General features: G+C 70.9%; 15 protein-coding genes and 1 pseudogene. 9 read left to right on the forward strand and 7 right to left on the reverse strand.

Annotation, left to right across the window (positions count from 1 at the left end):
- The first annotated feature begins 95 nt into the window (after positions 1-95).
- Together BLW85_RS20150 and BLW85_RS20155 are read left to right on the forward strand one after the other, a co-directional pair.
- Positions 96-866, forward strand: coding sequence for an IclR family transcriptional regulator (locus BLW85_RS20150; RefSeq protein WP_239697811.1), 771 nt, complete (start codon positions 96-98; stop codon positions 864-866).
- Between the two features lie 98 nt (positions 867-964).
- Positions 965-1,402 (forward strand): SsgA family sporulation/cell division regulator, encoded by a 438-nt coding sequence (locus BLW85_RS20155; protein WP_070028813.1) that lies wholly within the window; start codon positions 965-967, stop codon positions 1,400-1,402.
- Positions 1,403-1,522: 120 nt separating this feature from the next.
- On the opposite strand, the gene BLW85_RS20160 is transcribed toward BLW85_RS20155, so the two are convergent.
- Positions 1,523-2,947 (reverse strand): YibE/F family protein, encoded by a 1,425-nt coding sequence (locus BLW85_RS20160; RefSeq protein ID WP_208624871.1) that lies wholly within the window; start codon positions 2,945-2,947, stop codon positions 1,523-1,525.
- Between the two features lie 242 nt (positions 2,948-3,189).
- On the opposite strand from BLW85_RS20160, the gene thiC reads away from it, so the two are divergent.
- The 3 genes and pseudogenes from thiC to BLW85_RS40190 all read left to right on the forward strand — a co-directional run.
- Positions 3,190-4,992, forward strand: a complete 1,803-nt coding sequence (thiC, locus tag BLW85_RS20165; protein WP_074992778.1) for a phosphomethylpyrimidine synthase ThiC — start codon at positions 3,190-3,192, stop codon at positions 4,990-4,992.
- A gap of 81 nt (positions 4,993-5,073) precedes the next feature.
- Positions 5,074-6,069 carry a hypothetical protein gene (locus tag BLW85_RS20170; RefSeq protein WP_074992779.1) on the forward strand — a complete coding sequence of 332 codons (996 nt, stop codon included), beginning with the start codon at positions 5,074-5,076 and terminating at the stop codon, positions 6,067-6,069.
- A gap of 14 nt (positions 6,070-6,083) precedes the next feature.
- Positions 6,084-6,230, forward strand: a pseudogene (locus BLW85_RS40190) (thiamine biosynthesis protein ThiC); the annotation flags it as partial.
- A gap of 92 nt (positions 6,231-6,322) precedes the next feature.
- On the opposite strand, the gene BLW85_RS20180 reads toward BLW85_RS40190, so the two are convergent.
- From BLW85_RS20180 to BLW85_RS20190, 3 genes are all read right to left on the reverse strand, one after another.
- Positions 6,323-7,141, reverse strand: a complete 819-nt coding sequence (locus BLW85_RS20180; RefSeq protein WP_070028811.1) for a hypothetical protein — start codon at positions 7,139-7,141, stop codon at positions 6,323-6,325.
- Between the two features lie 182 nt (positions 7,142-7,323).
- On the reverse strand, positions 7,324-8,403 hold the full coding sequence (locus BLW85_RS20185) for a metallophosphoesterase (protein ID WP_074992780.1): 1,080 nt from the start codon (positions 8,401-8,403) through the stop codon (positions 7,324-7,326).
- A gap of 264 nt (positions 8,404-8,667) precedes the next feature.
- The gene (locus tag BLW85_RS20190) at positions 8,668-9,780 is read right to left on the reverse strand and encodes a LacI family DNA-binding transcriptional regulator (protein WP_074992781.1); all 1,113 of its coding nucleotides are present in this window, start codon (positions 9,778-9,780) and stop codon (positions 8,668-8,670) included.
- A 418-nt stretch (positions 9,781-10,198) separates the two neighbouring features.
- On the opposite strand from BLW85_RS20190, the gene hisC reads away from it, so the two are divergent.
- The 4 genes from hisC to cydD all read left to right on the forward strand — a co-directional run bounded on the left by hisC (position 10,199) and on the right by cydD (position 17,729).
- Complete coding sequence (gene hisC / locus BLW85_RS20195; RefSeq protein WP_074992782.1) at positions 10,199-11,278, forward strand: histidinol-phosphate transaminase; 1,080 nt, start codon at positions 10,199-10,201, stop codon at positions 11,276-11,278.
- A gap of 342 nt (positions 11,279-11,620) precedes the next feature.
- On the forward strand, positions 11,621-13,129 hold the full coding sequence (locus BLW85_RS20200; RefSeq protein ID WP_070028807.1) for a cytochrome ubiquinol oxidase subunit I: 1,509 nt from the start codon (positions 11,621-11,623) through the stop codon (positions 13,127-13,129).
- Between the two features lie 15 nt (positions 13,130-13,144).
- Entirely contained in the window at positions 13,145-14,149 is a 1,005-nt protein-coding gene (gene cydB, locus BLW85_RS20205) for a cytochrome d ubiquinol oxidase subunit II (protein ID WP_070028806.1), read from the forward strand.
- Positions 14,150-14,207: 58 nt separating this feature from the next.
- A complete protein-coding gene (gene cydD / locus BLW85_RS20210; protein ID WP_074992783.1) occupies positions 14,208-17,729 on the forward strand; it encodes a thiol reductant ABC exporter subunit CydD in 3,522 nt (1,173 codons plus the stop codon).
- A gap of 41 nt (positions 17,730-17,770) precedes the next feature.
- Here cydD and BLW85_RS20215 read toward each other — a convergent pair whose 3' ends face one another.
- The 3 genes from BLW85_RS20215 to BLW85_RS20225 form a co-directional block, all read right to left on the reverse strand.
- Positions 17,771-18,640, reverse strand: coding sequence for an HAD-IIB family hydrolase (locus tag BLW85_RS20215; protein ID WP_074992784.1), 870 nt, complete (start codon positions 18,638-18,640; stop codon positions 17,771-17,773).
- Positions 18,641-18,749: 109 nt separating this feature from the next.
- Positions 18,750-19,652, reverse strand: coding sequence for an LLM class flavin-dependent oxidoreductase (locus tag BLW85_RS20220; RefSeq protein ID WP_107409148.1), 903 nt, complete (start codon positions 19,650-19,652; stop codon positions 18,750-18,752).
- A 42-nt stretch (positions 19,653-19,694) separates the two neighbouring features.
- Positions 19,695-20,243 carry an RNA 2'-phosphotransferase gene (locus BLW85_RS20225; RefSeq protein WP_074992785.1) on the reverse strand — a complete coding sequence of 183 codons (549 nt, stop codon included), beginning with the start codon at positions 20,241-20,243 and terminating at the stop codon, positions 19,695-19,697.
- Between the last annotated feature and the right edge of the window lie 150 nt (positions 20,244-20,393).

Genomic DNA, 20,393 nt, shown 5'->3' on the forward strand with positions numbered 1-20,393 from the left:
AACCCTTGGCCACGGTCGACACCGCACCGGCAGAAACCCGCTCACTCCCCGCCCAGCCCCGCCCCCGCGCCTCTTCCCCACGGCGGCCGTCCGGCATGGCCGCCGCACCGCAGCCGGCCACCGCGACCCTCATCGGCTCCGTGCAGCGCGCCATGCGGCTGCTGGAGACGGTCGCGGCCCATCCGTACGGCGCCCCCGCCAAGCAGCTCGCCCGTGCGACCGGCCTGGCCCTGCCCACCGCCTACCACCTGCTGCGCACCCTGGTGCACGAGGGCTATCTGCGCCGGGAGAAGGGGCTGTTCTTCCTCGGTGACGCGGCCGAGCGGCTGAGCAGCAACGGAGCCCGGGAGAATCGTCGCTGCAGGGTCGCGGACACGCTCGCGCACTGGCGTGATTCCATCGGTGCGCCGATGTACTACGCGATGTACCGGGACGGCGAGATCGACGTCCTGTGCGTCTCCGACTCCCGGGACGCCCCCGCGGCCGAGGAGTGGGCCGACTTCCGCGAGACTGGGCATGCGCACGCCATCGGCCAGTGCCTGCTCTCCCAGCTGGACGAGAACGCCCGGCGCGACCACCTCGCGCGCTACCCGGCGCAGGCCCTCACTCCGTACACCGTGCGCGAGAACGACGCCCTTTTGCGGCGGCTGGCCCGGGTGCGGCGCATGGAGCCGGTGGTGGAGCGCCAGGAGTACGCGCTCGGCACGGTCTGCGCGGCGGTTCCCATCACGGTCGGCACGACCGCGGCCACCGTGGCCTTCTCGCTCCCGGCCCATCAGGCCGACCGGCTGCTGCCCGCGGCCCACCGGCTGCAAACGGAGATCGGCCGCGACATCGGGACTCTCACGCTGTCTATCAGTATCTGAAATCTTACTCCTTGTGATCCACTGTGTACTTTCAGCAAGATTTACCACGGTCAGAGGGATCAAACCCGGCCAGTCGAAGTCATACGACGGGGTAGGCGATGCGCGAGTCCGTACAGGCAGAGGTCATGATGAGCTTTCTCGTCTCGGAGGAGCTCTCCTTCCGCATTCCGGTGGAGTTGCGCTACGAGACGGGCGATCCCTACGCCGTGCGGCTCACCTTCCATCTGCCCGGCGACGCCCCGGTCACCTGGGTCTTCGGGCGGGAGCTGCTGATCGACGGTGTCGGGCGGCCGTGCGGGGAGGGCGATGTGCGCATCTCCCCCGTCGAGGCCGAGGTGCTCGGCGAGGTGCTGATCCGGCTTCAGGTCGGGTGCGACCAGGCCCTGTTCCGCTCGTCCGCGTCGCCGCTCGTGGCCTTCCTCGACCGTACGGACAAACTGGTGCCGCTCGGCCAGGAGGGGGCGCTGGCCGATTTCGACGCCCACCTCGACGAGGCGCTGGACCGCATCCTGGCCGAGGAACAGAGCGCGGGCTGAGTCACCGCGAAACGGGGCGCCGCCGCTCCGCCCCGTCGCACGGAACGGTGCAGGAACGCTTCTGCAAGCACGGCGAACCGCACTTCCCACAGGGGCCTGCCCGGGAGTGCCGAGCCCGGCTCACCGCTTGCGGCGCCGGCCCCGGCCGCCCCGGGCCGCAGCGGGCCGGGCGCCCGTGGCGGCCCCCGTGCCAGGTCCCCGCCGGTCGGGCGCCACGACCAGGGCGGCCAGCGCGGTGGTGACCGGCACCGAGGCCACCAGGCCGATGGAGCCCACCAGGGTGCGCACGATCTCCTCGGCCACCAGCTCGCTGTTGGCCACCGTTCCCACGCCGCTCTGCGCGATGGAGAACAGCAGCAGCAACGGCAGCGCGGCGCCGGCGTAGGCGAGCACGAGGGTGTTGACGACGGAGGCGATGTGGTCGCGGCCGATGCGGATGGCCGCCCGGTACAGGCCGCGCGGACCCATCGACGGATTGGCCTCGTGCAGCTCCCACACGGCCGAGGTCTGGGTCACCGTCACATCGTCCAGGACCCCGAGCGAACCGATGATGACCCCGGCCAGCAGCAGACCGCTCATGTCGATCTTCGGATACAGCCCGTGGATCAGACCGGTGCTGTCGTCGGTGTTGCCAGTGAGGGCCGCCCACCCGATGAACTGCGCCCCGAGCAGGCCGATCAGCGACAGGGAGATCAGGGTGCCGAGGACCGCCACCGACGTACGGGCCGAGAGGCCGTGGCACATGTACAGGGCGATCAGCATGATGGCGCTCGACCCCACGACCGCGACCAGCAGCGGGTTGGAGCCCTGAAGGATCGCGGGCAGGACGAACTGGTTGAGCACCAGGAAGCTCACGGCGAGGGCGACGAGGGCCATGACACCGCGCATGCGGCCCACCACCACGACGGCGAGCGCGAAGACGCCCGCCAGCAGCGCCACCGGGAACCTGCGGTTCACATCGGTCACCGAGTACTGAAGGTCCCTCGGCGCCGTGGGTTCGTAGGCGGTGACCACCTGTTCGCCCTGGTGCAACTGCCGGGACTGGTCGGGCTGCACGATCTCGGTGAACGTACGGCCCTTGTCCCTGCCGGTGTCGACCCGGACGGTCGCCTTCTCGCAGGTGCCGCCCGACCGCTCCCCCGGCGGGGAGCCGCCGGTGGCGGAGGGATCGGCGGCCGGGGCTCCGCCCGAGGCGTGCACCGAGGCGCAGTCGACCGCCACCACCCGGGTGACGGTGGCCTGTTGGGTCTGCCGGTCGAAACCGACGCCGCTGTGCTTGTGGGAGGGGGTGCCACCGGGCCAGAGCACCACCAGACCGACCACCACCGCAGCGGCGAACGGGATCAGGACCGCGGCGATCACCTTGCGTAGATGCCGGGACACGGGCGCGGCGGGCCCGTGGCCATGGCTGTGGCCGTGACCGGGGGATGAGTCGCGAGGGGCGGCGTGGACGTGACCGTGCGGGTGGTCAGGTCCCGGGTGGTCCGAGCCGTCGGGCGGGCGTGGGCCGGACGGCCGGCGCGGGTGCTGCTCCATCCTGGTCATCGCCAGATCATCGCAAGAACCGGGGAGGCCCACTGTTCATCGCGCCATCGATGGCGCTAGCGTGGAGGCACCTTTGCACACGCGGGAGCTCGGAGCACCGGGCTGAGAGGGCGCTGACCTCCGTAGACGCGATGTTTCACGTGGAACGAGCGATGTTCCACAGGAGACGTCGGACCGACGGAAACCGCTGCGTCGACCGCCGAACCTGTTACCGGGTAATGCCGGCGTAGGGAGTAGGTCTCATGACCAACAAGGACGCACGCACGCCTGCCTCCGTCCAGGACGACATGTCCGAGGAGGCCGGGAAGTCCATCGGCTGGCACAAGGCGTATGTCGCGGGTTCGCGCCCCGATCTGCGCGTGCCGGTCCGTCAGGTGCACCTCACCAACGGGCAGTCGGTCACTCTGTACGACACATCGGGCCCGTACACCGATCCGCACGTCGACACCGATGTCCGCAGGGGCCTGGCACCGCTGCGGGAGAACTGGATCGTCGCCCGCGGCGACACCGAGGAGTACGCGGGCCGTCCCGTCCGCCCGGAGGACGACGGGATCAAGCACACCTCGCCGCGCGGCGGGCTGCGCAACCTGGACGCTGTCTTTCCGGGACGCCCGCGTCAGCCCCGGCGGGGCCGTGGCGGGCAGGCGGTGACGCAGCTCGCGTATGCGCGCCGGGGGGAGATCACCCCGGAGATGGAGTTCGTGGCCCTTCGGGAGAACGTCTCCCCCGAGGTGGTTCGCGAGGAGATCGCGGCGGGTCGCGCGGTTCTGCCGGCCAACGTCAACCACCCGGAGATCGAGCCGATGATCATCGGCAAGCGGTTCCTGGTGAAGGTGAACGCCAACATCGGCAACTCCGCGGTGACCTCCTCCATCGAGGAGGAGGTGGAGAAGATGACCTGGGCGACCCGCTGGGGCGCCGACACGGTCATGGACCTCTCCACCGGCCGCAACATCCACACCACCCGCGAGTGGGTGCTGCGCAACTCCCCCGTGCCCATCGGCACGGTGCCGCTCTACCAGGCCCTGGAGAAGGTCGACGGCAAGGCTGAGGAACTCACCTGGGAGATCTACAAGGACACGGTCATCGAGCAGGCCGAGCAGGGCGTGGACTACATGACCGTCCACGCGGGCGTGCGGCTGCCGTTCGTGCCGCTGACCGCCAACCGCAAGACCGGCATCGTCTCGCGCGGCGGCTCCATCATGGCCGCGTGGTGCCTGGCGCACCACAAGGAGTCGTTCCTGTACGAGAACTTCGAGGAGCTGTGCGAGATCCTCGCCGCCTACGACGTCACGTACTCGCTGGGTGACGGTCTGCGGCCCGGCTCCATCGCCGACGCCAACGACGAGGCGCAGCTCGCGGAACTGCGCACGCTCGGGGAACTCGGGCGGATCGCCAGGCGTTTGAACGTACAGACGATGATCGAGGGCCCCGGGCACGTCCCGATGCACAAGATCAAGGAGAACATCGACCTTCAGCAGGAGATCTGCGATGAAGCTCCGTTCTATACGCTCGGCCCGCTGACCACCGACATCGCGCCGGCGTACGACCACATCACCTCCGGCATCGGCGCCGCGATGATCGCCTGGTGGGGCACGGCGATGCTCTGCTACGTCACGCCCAAGGAGCACCTGGGCCTGCCCAACCGGGACGACGTCAAGACCGGCGTCATCACCTACAAGATCGCCGCCCATGCGGCCGACCTCGCCAAGGGACACCCGGGCGCGCAGGAGTGGGACGACGCGCTGTCGGACGCGCGCTTCGAGTTCCGGTGGGAGGACCAGTTCAACCTGGCCCTCGACCCGGACACGGCCCGCGAGTTCCACGACGAGACCCTGCCGGCCGAGCCCGCCAAGACGGCGCACTTCTGCTCGATGTGCGGTCCGAAGTTCTGCAGCATGAAGATTAGTCAAAGCATCACAGAGCGGTTCGGTGGTGCGGCGGCTGAGGGTGCGTCGCCTGAGGAGATCGCTGAGGGGATGCTCCAGAAGTCGAAGGAGTTCGCTGAGGCGGGGAACCGGGTGTACCTGCCGATCGCCGACTGAACCATCTAGATTGGCGCTGCTCCTTGGGTCCCGACGCCTCGGGAGCAGCGCCATCAATGGTCGGCGGTCAGGGGGCGGGCGATGGATCCCGTGATGTTGCAGGCGGCTTCGGTGCCGGTCCAGTCACTTGTCTGGCAGGGCGATGACCTGGTTGATCTGGTGGGAGGACGCGCCTGGAACTCCGCCGGCGTGGAGCGTCGGATCTTCACCGACCGCGGCCCTGCGTTCGACAGAAGTGTTGTCTCTCCCTCCGGCCGTTACAGCGTCGTCTACGCCGAGCGCGGGACGAATGCCCTACTGCTGGAAGGAGCGCGTGTTGTGCGGGAGCTCACGCGCAGCCCTTACCACGCCGATGACTTCGACTACCCCGTGGCGCTGGGGGCGTTGCGGGACGGTCGGGAGATCCTGGTTCACTGCCCGGACGAGTATGACGTCCTCCAAGTCGAGGACGTTGAATCGGGACAGCGATTCACTGCGGGCACGCGTCAGGCCAAAGATGTGTTCCATTCCCGGTTGTCGGTGAGCCGCGACGCCAGGCATCTGCTGGTGGCCGGCTGGGTGTGGCATCCGTATGGAGTCGTGGAAGTGTTCGACCTGGACAGTGCGCTGAAAGATCCGGCCAGCCTGGACGGACCAGGGGTCTTGCCCATGGAACCGGGACTGGACGCCGAAGTGGTGTCAGCGTGCTGGCTCGACAACGATCGCCTGGCTGTGGGCACCGGCGACGACATCCTTGATGACGAGGAAGTGCCGACTCTGGGCCCTCAGCACCTCGGTGTGTGGTCCCTCTCCCAGCGCAGGTGGTTGCACCTGAACCGCACCGATTACGAGATCGGCATCCTGATCTCCGAGGGCGGCCGCGTCGTCTCCTTGCACGGGCACCCCAGACTGATCGACGCCACCACCGGTTCAGTATTGGCGGAGTGGCCCGAGCTGGACGTAACGAGGCGATGCGGGGCTTACGGAGTCAGCCATGTCCCTACCCCGGTTGCGGCCTTGCACCCGGACGGTACTCGCCTGGCAGTCGCTCAGGCCGAGGGCATCGCGCTCATCGAACTACCCCGTCCCAGCGCGTGACTACGGGGTGATCCGGCTCGAACTTGTCCAGCATGAAGATCTCGCAGGACATCCGCCGCGAGCACGGCGGCAGCCGGGCCGAGATCGAGGAGGGGATGGCGCAGAAGTCGGCGGAGTTCGCGGCCTCGGGGAACCGGGTGTACCTGCCGATCGCGGACTGAGCGGGACCGGCTGGACTCGCCGTCCGCACGGGCCGGTCGGTACCGGCTCGGTGGACGGCGAGCGCGTCCCTCCCGCCGCGGGCCCGGCGAGGTCAGTCCGGCTGGTGCTCCGGGCCGCCGTAGTCGGGGCTGGTGTAGTCGGGGCTGGTGTAGCGGGGGCGGTCGGTGTGGATGCCGTCGTCGGGGCTGCTGAAGCCGGGGCGGTCGTAGCCCAGCCGGGGCATACGGCCGCGCGGGGCTGCCGTACGGGGCGGTGCGGCCGGGCCGGGCTCGCCGAGTGCTTCCCGCAGGAACGGCAGGATGCCGCGCTCCAGCAGGGCGTCCTGCCAGGCCGCTCTCGCTCTGGCGACCTCTTCGGTGGCGACGTCACGGGCCCGGGACTCGGGCGAGGCGCCGTTGCGCAGCGCGGTGAGCAGCAGTCCGACGGCGGCGACGAGTATCGCCGCCACGGTCAGGGCCCCGAACACCCAGCCGGCGGTGAGCATGGTGCCGGCCAGCGGCTGTCCGGGGTCCAGGCTTCTCAGGATGTAGCCGATGAGCAGGAATATCGCCGCCGCGGTGGCGGAGAGGAGGGGCGCCAGGACGGCGACGACCGCGACGGCACCCGCCCCGTGGGGCCCGGCGGCCGGGTCCGTCCCGGTGGGGCCGGGGTCGTCCGTGGTCGCGGGCGGTTCGGGGCGGCGCAGTTCGTCGCGGATCCGTACGTAGTGCGCGTACTCGGCGGACGCGGCCGCCGTGATGAGCGCGGAGGCGGCGATGGCCATGGTGCGCAGTTGTGCGGGGCTGAGCCGCTGTCCGGCGGCGGCCAGTTCCGCTCGGTGTGGTGCTGAGCGCAGAACCTCGTCGAGGAGCCGCTCGAATTCCTGGCGGTCCTCGCTCCGCAGGTGCTGCGGAAGGCTGTTCATGTGCATCCCCCGGTGCTCCGTAGGGCTTGGGGCCCGCACACCTGCGAGCCGTCGGGCAGAAACGGAGGGGAGCCTGCTACGGATAAGCCGATGGTAGAGCCGCGACGGCGCGTGGTGACAGGGGATTGCCGGAAATTGGGTCCCGGCCTGCGCGTACTCCGCGGGGGCGAGGCCCGCCGGAGGAACGGTCAGTGCTCCAGGGGGAGTTGGCGGACCAGCAGCTTTCCGGCCATGGTCACTCCGCCGTCCATCGCGATGGCGAGTCCGTCGGCGTAGACGTGCGGTCCTTCGACGACCGGGCCGCTGCCCTCCTCGTCGTCCTCGGAACCGACCTCGCCGAGGAGGTAGGGGATGGGGCTGTGGCCGTGCACGATCCGGGTGCCGCCGTAGGTGTCGAGCAGGGCGCGCACGGCGTCGGCGCCGCCCTCGTCGCGGAAGGAGAAGCGCTTGGTGAACTTGCGGAACAGGTCCCAGCACTCGTCCGCGTCGTTGCGGGTGAGCGTCTCGCGGACGTTGTCGTTGACGGCCTCGATCGAGTCGCCGAAGTCCAGGTAGGCGGTGGTGTCGGAGTGCACCAGCAGATAGCCGTCGACCTGCTCGACGGCGTCCAGGCGGGCCATCCACTGGAGGTGGTGGTCCTGGAGACGGTCCATGTCGGTCTTCTGGCCGCCGTTGAGCAGCCAGGCCGCCTGGAAAGTGGCCGTGCCCGCACCGGAGTTGACGGGCGTGTCGCCGAACCGCTTGGCGCCGAGCAGCAGCAGCTCGTGGTTGCCCATGAGGGCCTTGCAGTAGCCGCCGGCCGCGGCCGCCTCGGCGGACAGCCGCATCACCAGGTCGATGACGCCGATGCCGTCCGGACCGCGGTCGGTGAAGTCGCCGAGGAACCACAGCCGGGTGGTGCCGGCGCACCACTGGCCCGCGTCGTTGATGAGGCCCTGCTCCCGCAGGGCGGTCATCAGTTCGTCGAGGTAGCCGTGGACGTCGCCGACGACGAACAGCGGGCCGGGGCCGGCCGCGGGCTGCGGGGCCGGGGCCGCGGGCGCCGGGTCGACGGGGACCTGGAGCGTGTCGCCGCGCTGGATGACGGGCAGGTCGCGCTGGGTGGGCGTGTACCCCTCGGGGTACGACTCCTCGGCGGGCGGCGCGGTGTCGTCCTGCTGGTCCTGGTGGACGTACGGACCGGTCTCGTGGACGTACGCGGGTACCCGGAAGTCGCGCAGCGTCGCCGTCCGCTCCACCTCGGGTCCCTGACCGGCCCCCTGAGTCATCAGACCCCTCCACCATCGCGCCGCATCTGCACCGCTTCGGACTGCCTGGTCGCAGCGGTCCGCGGTGTCGTGGGCCCATCATAGGAATGCGCGTCGCGCCATGTGATGACCCAGGGGTGGTGAATCGGAACGAGGCTCCGCCGCACCGCCGATTTCGCCCTGTTTGGGCAGGTGTTCGCGTGCCCTCCGAGGGCCGTGGGCCCTGTGCGGCCCGGGCGGAGCGCGGCCGCCGGGGGTCTGCCCGGGGCCCCGGCGCCGTCCGTGCTACGCGTCGTCCGGGGTGCGCGGCGGGCTGACCGTGGTGCGCGGGGGCCGCCGCTGGGAGGACGTGCGCACGATCAGTTCGGTCGGTATCACCTGCTCCACCGGCTGCTCCGATTCCACGCCCTCGATGGCGTCGATGAGCAGCTGCACGACGGCCGTGCCGATGCGGCGCGGCTTCAGGGAGAGCGTGGTGATGGGCGGCTCGGTACTGGCGTACACGGTGGACTCGCTGCAGCACACCAGCAGCAGGTCGTCGGGGACGCGCAGCCCGTAGCGGCGGGCGGCGGCGAGCAGATCGGTGCCGTTGGGGTCGAACAACCCGTAGACGGCGTCGGGCCGGTCCGGGCGGGCGAGCAGCCGGTCGGCCGCGACGGCGCCCGCGCACGGATCGTGCGCCGGATAGGACTCGTAGACCGGGTCCTGGCCGACCCGCTCGCACCAGTGCAGGTAGGCGGTGGTGGACAGATGGGTGTACGTGTCGGTCGAGGTGCCCGTGAGCAGGCCGATACGGCGGGCGCCGGCGGCGGCGAGGTGGTCGAGGATGCCGAGGACGGCGGCCTCGTGGTCGTTGTCGACCCAGGCGGTGACCGGCAGCGCGCCGGCCGGGCGGCCGTCGGAGACGACGGGCAGCCCCTGGCGGACCAGTTCGCTGACCACCGGATCCTGATCGGAGGGGTCGATCACGACGGTGCCGTCCAGGGCGACGTTGGACCACACGTCGTGGCGGGAGGTCGCGGGCAGGATGACCAGGGCGTAGCCCCGGGCGAGCGCCGCCGAGGTGGCGGCCCGCGCCATCTCGGCGAAGTACGCGAACTCGGTGAAGGTGAAAGGTTCATCCCCGTACGTGGTCACGGTCAGGCCGATCAGGCCCGACTTGCCGGTACGGAGGGTGCGGGCGGCGGCCGAGGGGCGGTACCCGAGCCGGTCGGCGACCTCGCGGACGTGGCGCCGGGTGGCATCCGGGAGCCGGCCCTTGCCGTTGAGGGCGTCGGAGACGGTCGTGATGGAGACGCCGGCGGCGGCGGCCACGTCCCTGATGCCTGCCCGGCCCGGCCTGCTGCCTCGACGTGAGGTTTCCGCGCGGCTCACCTGGTGCTTCCCTGCTGCTGTCATGGCGAGCCGATAGTAGGGCTCATGCGGTGGGGTAGTGCGGACGCATATGCACTCGTTGACAGGCACGTTTCTGCATGGCCGTACGAGGTCAACTACCTGCGAATCAATGGTAGTTGAGCGCTTTCTTTGCGAGACACGATGTGGTGACGCGGATGAGCCTGCCAATGGTCCGATGTTTCGAAGAGGTCTCAACTCACCTTGACGGGTGATGCGCGCCAGGGCGTAAGCCACCGGCGCATAGATATATGTGCGGTGCGCCCCCCGAAACGGTGTCTTCCTGGCGCGACGCCCGTGCCGACGTCGCGATCCACGGGGTTTGCCCACGACCCATACTCAGCGGAGCCGAATCCTCATATGGTGAGCAGTATTGGAAGCCGGTGGTGTCGACGGTCCGCCGGTGGTCGCGAGGAGGACTGCGGTGAGCGAGACGAGCCCCAAGCTGCGCGCCGAGCTGGAGGGTATCCCCACCTACAAGCCGGGCAAGCCGGCCGCGGCCGACGGTCCGGTCGCCTACAAGCTGTCCTCGAACGAGAACCCGTACCCCCCGCTGCCCGGTGTGCTGGAGAGCGTGACCGCAGCCGCCGCCTCCTTCAACCGCTACCCGGACATGTCGTGCGCCGCCCTGACGGAGGAGCTGGCGGAGCGCTTCGGGGTGCCGGCCGCCCATGTGGCGACCGGTACGGGCTCGGTGGGCGTCGCCCAGCAGCTGATCCAGGCCACCAGCGGCCCCGGCGACGAGGTGATCTACGCCTGGCGGTCGTTCGAGGCGTACCCGATCATCACGCAGATCAGCGGAGCCCGGTCGGTGCAGGTGCCGCTCACGGCCGGCGAGGTGCACGACCTGGACGCGATGGCCGAGGCGATCACCGACCGGACGCGCCTGATCTTCGTCTGCAACCCGAACAACCCGACCGGCACGGTGGTGCGGCGGGCCGAGCTGGAGCGCTTCCTCGACCGGGTGCCCCGGGACGTGCTGGTGGTGCTGGACGAGGCCTACCGGGAGTTCATCCGCGACCCCGAGGTGCCCGACGGCGTCGAGCTTTACCGGGAGCGGCCCAATGTCTGCGTCCTGCGGACGTTCTCCAAGGCGTACGGCCTGGCCGGGCTGCGGGTCGGCTTCGCGATCGCCCATGAGCCGGTCGCCGCGGCGCTGCGCAAGACCGCGGTGCCCTTCGGAGTGAGCCAGCTGGCGCAGGAGGCGGCGATCGCCTCGTTGCGGGCGGAGGACGAGCTGCTGGGCCGGGTCGGCTCGCTGGTGTGCGAGCGCACGCGGGTGGTCGACGGGTTGCGGTCGCAGGGCTGGACGGTGCCGGAGACGCAGGCCAACTTCGTGTGGCTGCGGCTCGGGGAGCGGACGACCGCGTTCGCCCAGGTCTGTGAGGAGCACGGGGTTGTGGTCCGGCCGTTCGCGGGCGAGGGAGTCCGGGTCACGATCGGCGAGGCCGAGGCGAACGACATCTTCCTGAAGGTGACGGAGGCGTTCCACAAGGAGATGTAGTCCGGCTCACACCGGAGAAGATCACGGGCGCCCGGCTCTGCCGGGCGCCCGTTTCACGTGAAACGGGGGTTTCCGGGCGTCTGGGCAGCTCGCGATGGGGGTTACCCGTGGGCTGCGAGATCCATGCCCGCACAAGGGCCCCTTCCGGAGGGCGCCGACGGGGCCATGCGGATCTTGACTCGGAGGCAAGAGGACGACCCCGGACTTCCTGGCTGAAAAACAGTGCGCCATAATGGCTTGTGAATGTGAACGCGTTCACAAGCGCGTCCCGTTTGCCCCGTATGTACGTGACAGTCGGGGCGAATCGCCGCAGTACCACGGCGTAGTAAGGAGAGTGACGACGTGGACTTGGCTTTGGCGCCGGAGACACTGGCGCGCTGGCAGTTCGGGATCACCACCGTCTACCACTTCCTGTTCGTTCCGCTGACGATCTCCCTGGCCGCCCTCACGGCCGGGCTGCAGACGGCTTGGGTCCGCACGGAGAAGGAGAAGTACCTCAGGGCGACGAAGTTCTGGGGCAAGCTCTTCCTGATCAACATCGCGATGGGTGTGGTCACCGGCATCGTGCAGGAGTTCCAGTTCGGTATGAACTGGTCGGACTACTCCCGCTTCGTCGGTGACATCTTCGGCGCCCCGCTCGCCTTCGAGGCGCTGATCGCCTTCTTCTTCGAGTCCACCTTCATCGGCCTGTGGATCTTCGGCTGGGACAAGCTGCCGAAGAAGATCCATCTGGCCTGCATCTGGATGGTCTCGATCGGCACGATCCTGTCGGCGTACTTCATCCTCGCGGCCAACTCCTGGATGCAGCACCCGGTCGGCTACAAGATCGACAAGGCCCGGGGGCGCGCCGAGCTGACCGACTTCCTGGCGGTGCTGACCCAGAACACCGCCCTGAGCCAGGCCTTCCACACCCTCTCCGCGGCCTTCCTGACCGGTGGCGCCTTCATGGTCGGCATATCCGCCTACCACCTGGCCCGCAAGAAGCACATCCGCGAGATGAAGACCTCGCTGCGGCTCGGTCTGATCACCGTGGTCATCGCCGGTCTGCTGACCGCGGTCAGCGGCGACACCCTCGGCAAGGTCATGTTCAAGCAGCAGCCGATGAAGATGGCCGCCGCCGAGGCGCTGTGGGACGGACAGAAGCCGGCACCGTTCTCGATCTTCGCCTACGGCGACGTGGAGAAGGGCCACAACACCGTCGCCATCGAGATACCCGGCCTGCTCTCCTTCCTGGCCGACGACAACTTCACGTCGGAGGTCCCCGGGATCAACGACGTCAACAAGGCCGAGCAGCAGAAGTTCGGGCCCGGCGACTACCGGCCCAACATCCCGGTCGCCTTCTGGGGCTTCCGCTGGATGATCGGCTTCGGCATGGCCTCCTTCGCCATCGGCCTGGCCGGACTGTGGCTGACCCGCAAGAAGTTCATGCTGCCCCAGCATCTGCGGGTCGGCGAGGACGAGGTCCCGCACCTGGTGCTGTTCCCGAAGAAGGCGCTCGGTCCCACGCTGGCCCCCTGGTTCTGGCGCATCGCGACCTGGACCATGGCCTTCCCGCTGATCGCCAACTCCTGGGGCTGGATCTTCACCGAGATGGGCCGTCAGCCGTGGGTCGTCTACGGCGTCCTCCAGACCAGGGACGCGGTCTCCCCCGGTGTCTCCCAGGGCGAGGTCCTCACCTCGATGATCGTCTTCACCTCGCTGTACGCGATCCTCGCGGTCGTCGAGGTCAAGCTGCTCGCGAAGTACATCAAGGCCGGACCGCCCGAGCTGACCGAGGACGACCTCAACCCGCCCACGAAGATCGGCGGCGACACCCGTGACGCCGACAAGCCGATGGCCTTCTCGTACTAGGCCGAGGGAACAGTCATGGAACTTCACGACGTCTGGTTCGTCCTGATCGCCGTCCTGTGGACCGGCTACTTCTTCCTGGAGGGGTTCGACTTCGGGGTCGGCATCCTCACCAAGCTGCTGGCCCGGGACCGGGCCGAACGCCGGGTGCTCATCAACACCATCGGCCCGGTCTGGGACGGCAACGAGGTCTGGCTGCTCACGGCGGGCGGCGCGACCTTCGCCGCCTTCCCGGATTGGTACGCCACCCTCTTCTCCGGTTTCTACCTGCCCCTGCTCCTCATCCTGGTCTGCCTGATCGTCCGGGGCGTCGCCTTCGAGTACCGGGCGAAGCGGCCCGAGGAGAACTGGCAGCGCAACTGGGAGACGGCGATCTTCTGGACCTCCCTGCTCCCGGCGTTCCTGTGGGGCGTGGCCTTCGGGAACATCGTGCGGGGAGTCAAGATCGACCAGCACTTCGAGTACGTCGGCAGCGTCTGGGACCTGCTCAACCCCTATGCCCTGCTCGGCGGACTGGTGACGCTCAGCCTGTTCACCTTCCATGGAGCGGTGTTCACGGCGCTGAAGACCGTCGGGGACATCCGGACGCGGGCGCGGCAGCTGGCCCGGTGGGCCGGTCTCGTCGCCGCCGTGCTGGCGGCCGGCTTCCTGCTGTGGACGCAGGCCCACAGCGGTGACGGCAAGAGCCTCGTCGCCCTCGTCCTGGCGGTCGTCGCCCTGCTCGGCGCGCTGACGGCGAACCACTTCGGGCGTGAGGGATGGGCGTTCAGCCTGTCCGGTCTCACCATCGTGGCGGCCGTGGCGATGCTCTTCCTGTCGCTCTTCCCCGACGTCATGCCGTCGACCCTCAACGGGGACTGGAGCCTGACGGTCTCCAACGCCTCGTCGAGCCCGTACACCCTGAAGATCATGACCTGGCTGGCGGTGATCGCCACTCCGCTGGTGCTGCTCTACCAGGGCTGGACCTACTGGGTGTTCCGCAAGCGGATCGGCACACAGCACATCGCCGAAGCCGCACATTGAGTCCGCCGGGGTGTGTTTCACGTGAAACACACCCCTTGGACCGAAGGGCCTGTTTCACGTGAAACCAGTCGATCCGCGTCTGCTGCGATACGCCCGCGCCACCCGCTTCTTCCTCGTGGCGGTCGTCGGCCTGGGGGCCGTCGGTGCCGGGCTGGTCATCGCCCAGGCGATGCTCATCGCCGAGGTGGTCGTCGGTGCCTTCCAGCACGGGCGGTCCCTGACCGAACTGCGCACTCCCCTCCTGCTGTTGGCGGCGGTGGCCGTGGGCCGGGCCCTGGTCGCCTGGCTCACCGAGCGGGCCGCCCATCGGGCGAGCGCGGCCGTGAAGTCCGAGCTGCGCGGCCGGCTGCTGGACCGGGCGGCGGCGCTGGGCCCCGGGTGGCTCGGCGGTCAGCGCACCGGCTCGCTGGTCACGCTGGCCACGCGCGGGGTGGACGCCCTCGACGACTACTTCTCGCGCTATCTGCCGCAGTTGGGGCTCGCGGTGGTCGTGCCGGTGGCGGTGCTGGCGCGGATCGTCACCGAGGACTGGGTGTCGGCGGCGATCATCGTCATCACCCTGCCGCTCATCCCGCTGTTCATGATGCTGATCGGCTGGGCCACCCAGTCCCGGACGGACCGGCAGTGGCGGCTGCTGTCCCGGCTGTCGGGCCACTTCCTGGACGTGGTCGCGGGCCTGCCCACGCTCAAGGTGTTCGGCCGGGCCAAGGCACAGGCCGAGTCCATCCGCCGGATCACCGGTGAGTACCGGCAGGCCACGATGCGGACCCTGCGGATCGCCTTCCTCTCCTCCTTCGCGCTGGAACTGCTGGCCACGCTGTCCGTCGCGCTGGTCGCCGTGACGATCGGCATGCGGCTGGTCCACGGCGACATGGATCTGTACATCGGGCTGGTGATCCTGGTGCTGGCGCCGGAGGCGTACCTGCCGCTGCGCCAGGTGGGGGCGCAGTACCACGCGGCCGCGGAGGGGCTGGCCGCCGCGGAGGAGATCTTCGCGGTGCTGGAGACGCCGGTGCCGGCGTCCGGGAGCGGCGCGGTGCCCTCGGGGGCGGTGGCCTTCGAGGGGGTCACGGTCCGCTACCCCGGGCGGTCCACGGACGCCGTGAGCGATGTGTCGTTCACCGTCGAGCCCGGGGAGACCGTGGCGCTCGTCGGACCGAGCGGGGTGGGCAAGTCGACGCTGCTGCATGTGCTGCTGGGCTTCGTGCGCCCCGCGCGTGGGCGGGTGCGGATCGGGGGCGTCGATCTCGCCGAACTGGATCTGGAGGAGTGGCGCTCGCGGATCGCGTGGGTGCCGCAGCGACCGCATCTGTACGCCGGGACGATCGCGGAGAACGTACGGCTGGCGCGGCCCGACGCGGACGACGACGCCGTGCGGCGGGCGCTGCGGGACGCGGGGGCGCTGGACTTCGTGGACGCGCTGCCGGACGGTGCGGGCACCGTGCTCGGGGAGGACGGGGCCGGGCTGTCCGCGGGGCAGCGGCAGCGGCTGGCGCTCGCGCGGGCGTTCCTCGCCGACCGGCCCCTGCTGGTGCTGGACGAACCGACGGCCGCACTGGACGGGGTGACGGAGGCGGAGGTCGTCTCGGCGGTGCGACGGCTCGCGGCGGGCCGCACGGTGCTGGTGGTCGTGCATCGCCCCGCGCTGCTGGATGTGGCCGACCGGGTGGTGCGGCTCGAATCCGCCGAACCGGTGGGCGCCCTGGGGGAGCCGGTCCCGGCCGACGGGCCGCGCCCCCTGGAGGCACGGACGTCCGCCACCCGGAATCCCGGGCCGCAGGACGAGCCCGCCGAGTCGGCACCCGCGCCGTCCGGGGAGCCGGGACGGGCGCGGAGCGCGCTCGCCCGGGTCCGGGGGCTCGGCGCGGCCTGGCGGGGGAGGCTGGGACTGGCCTGGGTGCTGGGCAGCCTCGCGCTCGGCAGTGCCGTCGGGCTGATGGCGACCTCGGGTTGGCTGATCTCGCGGGCCGCGCAGCAGCCGCCGGTGCTGTATCTGATGGTCGCGGTCACGGCGACACGGGCGTTCGGGATCGGGCGGGCCGTGTTCCGCTACGCCGAGCGGCTGGTCTCGCACGACGCCGTGCTGCGGATGCTGGCCGACACCCGGGTCGCCGTCTACCGGCGCCTCGAACGGCTGGCTCCCGCGGGGCTGAGGAGCGCCCGCCGCGGTGATCTGCTCACCCGGCTGGTCGCGGACGTGGACGCGCTCCAAGACTACTGGCTGCGCTGGCTGCTGCCCGCCTCGGTCGCCCTGCTCGTCTCCACCGCGACCGTCGGCTTCACCGCCTGGCTGCTGCCCGAGGCGGGCGCCGCCCTCGCGGCGGGCCTGCTCGCGGCGGGGGTCGGCGTGCCCCTGGTGACCGCGACCGTGGCCCGGCGCACCGAGCGACGGCTGGCGCCGGCCCGCGGCGAACTGGCGACCCGCGTCACCGATCTGCTGACCGGCACCGCCGAGCTGACCGTGGCCGGCGCGCTGCCGGACCGTGCCGGCGCGGCCCGGCGGGCGGACGGCACCCTCACCCGGATCGCCTCGCGCGCCGCCGCCGTCACCGCGCTCGGCGACGGACTCACCGCGCTGATCTCGGGCCTGACCGTCACGGCCACGGCGCTGCTCGGCGTGCAGGCGGTGGCCGCGGGACGGCTCGGCGGGGTGGCGCTGGCCGTGGTGGTCCTCACCCCGCTGGCCGCCTTCGAGGCCGTGCTCGGGCTGCCGCTCGCCGTCCGTTACCGGCAGCGGGTGCGGCGCAGCGCGGAACGGGTCCACGAGGTGCTGGACGCACCCGAGCCGGTGCGCGAGCCCGAGCGGCCCCGGCAGGCGCCCGTGACACCGTTCCCGGTGGTCCTCAAGGGACTGACCGCACGGTACGAGGAGCGGGGCCGGGAGGCGCTGGCCGGGCTCGACCTGACCCTGGCGGAGGGCCGCCGGATCGCCGTGGTGGGGGCCTCCGGCTCCGGCAAGACCACCCTGGCGCAGGTGCTGCTGCGGTTCCTCGACCCGCGGTCGGGGACGTACACCCTCGCCGGGGTGAACGCCCGCGAGCTGGACGGCGACGACGTCCGGCGGCTGGTCGGACTGTGCGCGCAGGACGCGCATCTCTTCGACAGCTCGGTGCGCGAGAACCTGCTGCTGGCCCGGAAGGACGCCACGGAGGGCGAGCTGCGCGGGGCCCTGGCCCGGGCGCGGCTGCTGGACTGGGTGGACGGGCTGCCCGACGGCCTGGACACGCTGGTCGGCGAACACGGGGCGCGGCTGTCCGGCGGCCAGCGGCAGCGCCTGGCACTGGCCCGTGCGCTCCTCGCCGACTTCCCGGTGCTGGTGCTCGACGAGCCCGCCGAGCACCTGGACCTGCCGACGGCCGACGCCCTCACCGCCGACCTGCTGGCCGCCACCGAGGGCCGTACGACGCTGCTGATCACCCACCGGCTCGCCGGGCTGGACGAGGTCGACGAGGTGATCGTGCTCGACGCCGGCCGCGTGGTGCAGCGGGGCACCTACGCGGAGCTGGCCGCGGTGGACGGACCGCTGCGGGAGATGGTGCGCCGGGAGGCGCAGACGGAGTCGCTGGTCGCGGCCCGGTGAAGCCCCCCGGGGTTCGGCCGGGCCGCCATCGCACGGCTCGGCTAGGTGTGCCGGGCGAGCAACTGCTCGATCACGATCGCCACGCCGTCCTCGGTGTTGGCGGGCGCCCGGCCGGTCGCGGCGGCGATGGCGTCGGGGTGGGCGTTGCCCATGGCGTACGACTGGCCGGCCCAGGTCAGCATCTCGATGTCGTTGGGCATGTCCCCGAAGGCGACGACCTCCTCGTGGGAGATGCCGCGTTCCGCGCAGCACAGGGCGAGCGTGCTGGCCTTGGAGACGCCGGGGCCGCTCAGCTCCAGCAGGGCGCTGGGGCTGGACCGGGTGACGGTGGCGCGCTCGCCGACGGTCAGCCGGGCCAGGGTGAGGAACGCGTCGGGGTCGAGCGAGGCGTGGTGGGCGAGGATCTTGAGCACGGGCTGGTCGGCGGTCGGGCCGTCGGCCGCGAGCAGTTCCTCGGCGGGCAGCAGGTTGTCCGGCTTCTCGACGAACAGCTTGGGGTAGTCCGGCTCCTGGTGGAAGCCGTAGGTCTGCTCGACCGCGAACTTGGTGCCGGGCGCGGCCTCGCGCAGCAGGCGTACCGCGTCCAGGGCGTTGTCCCGCGCCAGCTCGCGCACCTTGACGAAGCGGTGGGCGCCGGGGCCGCCGTGCAGATCGACCACGGCGGCGCCGTTGCCGCAGATGGCCAGGCCGTGCCCGTGGACGTGGTCGCTGACGACGTCCATCCAGCGGGCCGGGCGGCCGGTGACGAAGAAGACCTCGATGCCCGCCTCCTCGGCGGCGGCCAGGGCGGCGACGGTGCGCGGGGAGACCGACTTGTCGTCGTGCAGCAGGGTGCCGTCGAGGTCGGTGGCGATCAGCCGCGGGCGGATCGCGGCGGCGGGGGTCCCGGGTTGCCTGGTCGCTGAGGTCATCCGGTCATTCTCGCGCATATGCCCGCACGGGCGTGCGGAACTGTGCACAGATGAGACGCAGATGACGCTCTGGGCGTCCCTGGGACCCCACGAGGTGTCTCCGGTCACATCAGTCCAGCTGGGCGAGGGCCTCCATGGCGATCCGCTCGAAGACCTTCTGGTCGGCGGCGAAGTCGGAGTCGGGGATGGGCCAGTGGACGACGATCTCGGTGAAGCCCAGCTCCCGGTGCCGGCCGGCGAAGTCAACGAACGCGTCCAGCGAGCTCAGCGGGCGGCCGCGGTCCGGGGTGAAGCCGGTGAGCAGGACCTTGTCCAGGCCGGTGACGTCCCGGCCGGCCTCCGCGCAGGCGTCGGCCAGCTTGGCGAGCTGGCCGCGCAGGGCCTCGACGGACTGCTCCGGGGTGCCGGACTCGTACAGCTTCGGATCGCCGGTGGTCACCCAGGCCTGGCCGTGGCGCGCGGCGAGCCGCAGCCCGCGCGGGCCGGTGGCGGCCACCGCGAACGGCAGCCGGGGGCGCTGCACGCAGCCCGGGATGTTGCGCGCCTCGTGCGCCGAGTAGAAGCGGCCCTCGTGCGACACCGCGTCCTCGGTGAGCAGCCGGTCGAGCAGCGGCACGAACTCGGCGAGCCGGTCGGCGCGCTCGCGCGGGGTCCAGGGTTCCTGGCCGAGGGCGGTGGCGTCGAAGCCGGTGCCGCCCGCGCCGATGCCGAGGGTCACGCGGCCGCCGGAGATGTCGTCCAGGGAGATCAGTTCCTTGGCGAGGGTGACCGGGTGCCGGAAGTTCGGGGAGGTGACCAGCGTGCCGAGGCGCAGTCGCTCGGTGGCGGCCGCGGCGGCGGTCAGGGTGGGGACGGCGCCGAACCAGGGGCCGTCGCGGAAGCTGCGCCAGGAGAGGTGGTCGTAGGTGTACGCGGTGTGGAAGCCCAGCTGCTCGGCGCGCACCCAGGCCGCGCGGCCGCCCTCGTGCCAGCGGCGGTACGGCAGGATCACGGTGCTCAGACGCAGACTCATGCGTTCGAGGGTAAGCGGTGGGGCGGTGTGGTGCGGGGCGGGTCAGTGGGGGCCCGGGAAGCGCAGGTGGCGCGGGGGGACGGCGGCGGTCAGCCAGACACCGTTGGCGCTGCGGTGGAAGACGTGGCCGTCCCGGTGCATGGCGGCGGCGTCCACGGTGAGGACGACGGGGCGGCCGCGGCGGGCGCCGACCCGGGTGGCGGTGGCGCGGTCGGCGGACAGGTGGACGGCGTGCCGGCCCATGGGCTTCAGTCCCTCCGCCCTGATCGCCGGCAGGGCGCCGGGGACGGTGCCGTGGTAGAGGTACGGCGGCGGGGTGGCCGGGGGCAGGCCGAGGTCCACGGGGACGCTGTGGCCCTGGGCGGCGCGGATCCTGGTGCCGTCGATCGTGAAGCGCCGTTTGTCGTTGGCCTCGACCACGTGGGCCAGTTCTTCGCGGGTGACGGGGAAGCCGTGGCGGGCCGCCGCGGTGATCAGCTCGTCGATGTCGGCCCAGCCGGCGGCATCGAGGGTGAGGCCGATCCGGTCGGGCTGGTGACGGAGGTGTCTGGAGAGGTATTTGGACACCCTGATGGTGCGTTGTTCGTCCATGTCCCCAGGATGTGGGGGAGACACGGATCACGCAGGTTGTTTTCCGCGGAGAGGTTTGGTCCACAGACAACCGGGGTTATCCACAGGGGAATTGACGAAACTGTGGACAACTGGCCCGGGGATGAGGGTGGTTGTGGGGAGCCCGCTCCA

Source organism: Streptomyces misionensis, from assembly GCF_900104815.1.
Classification (GTDB): Bacteria; Actinomycetota; Actinomycetes; order Streptomycetales; family Streptomycetaceae; genus Streptomyces; species Streptomyces misionensis.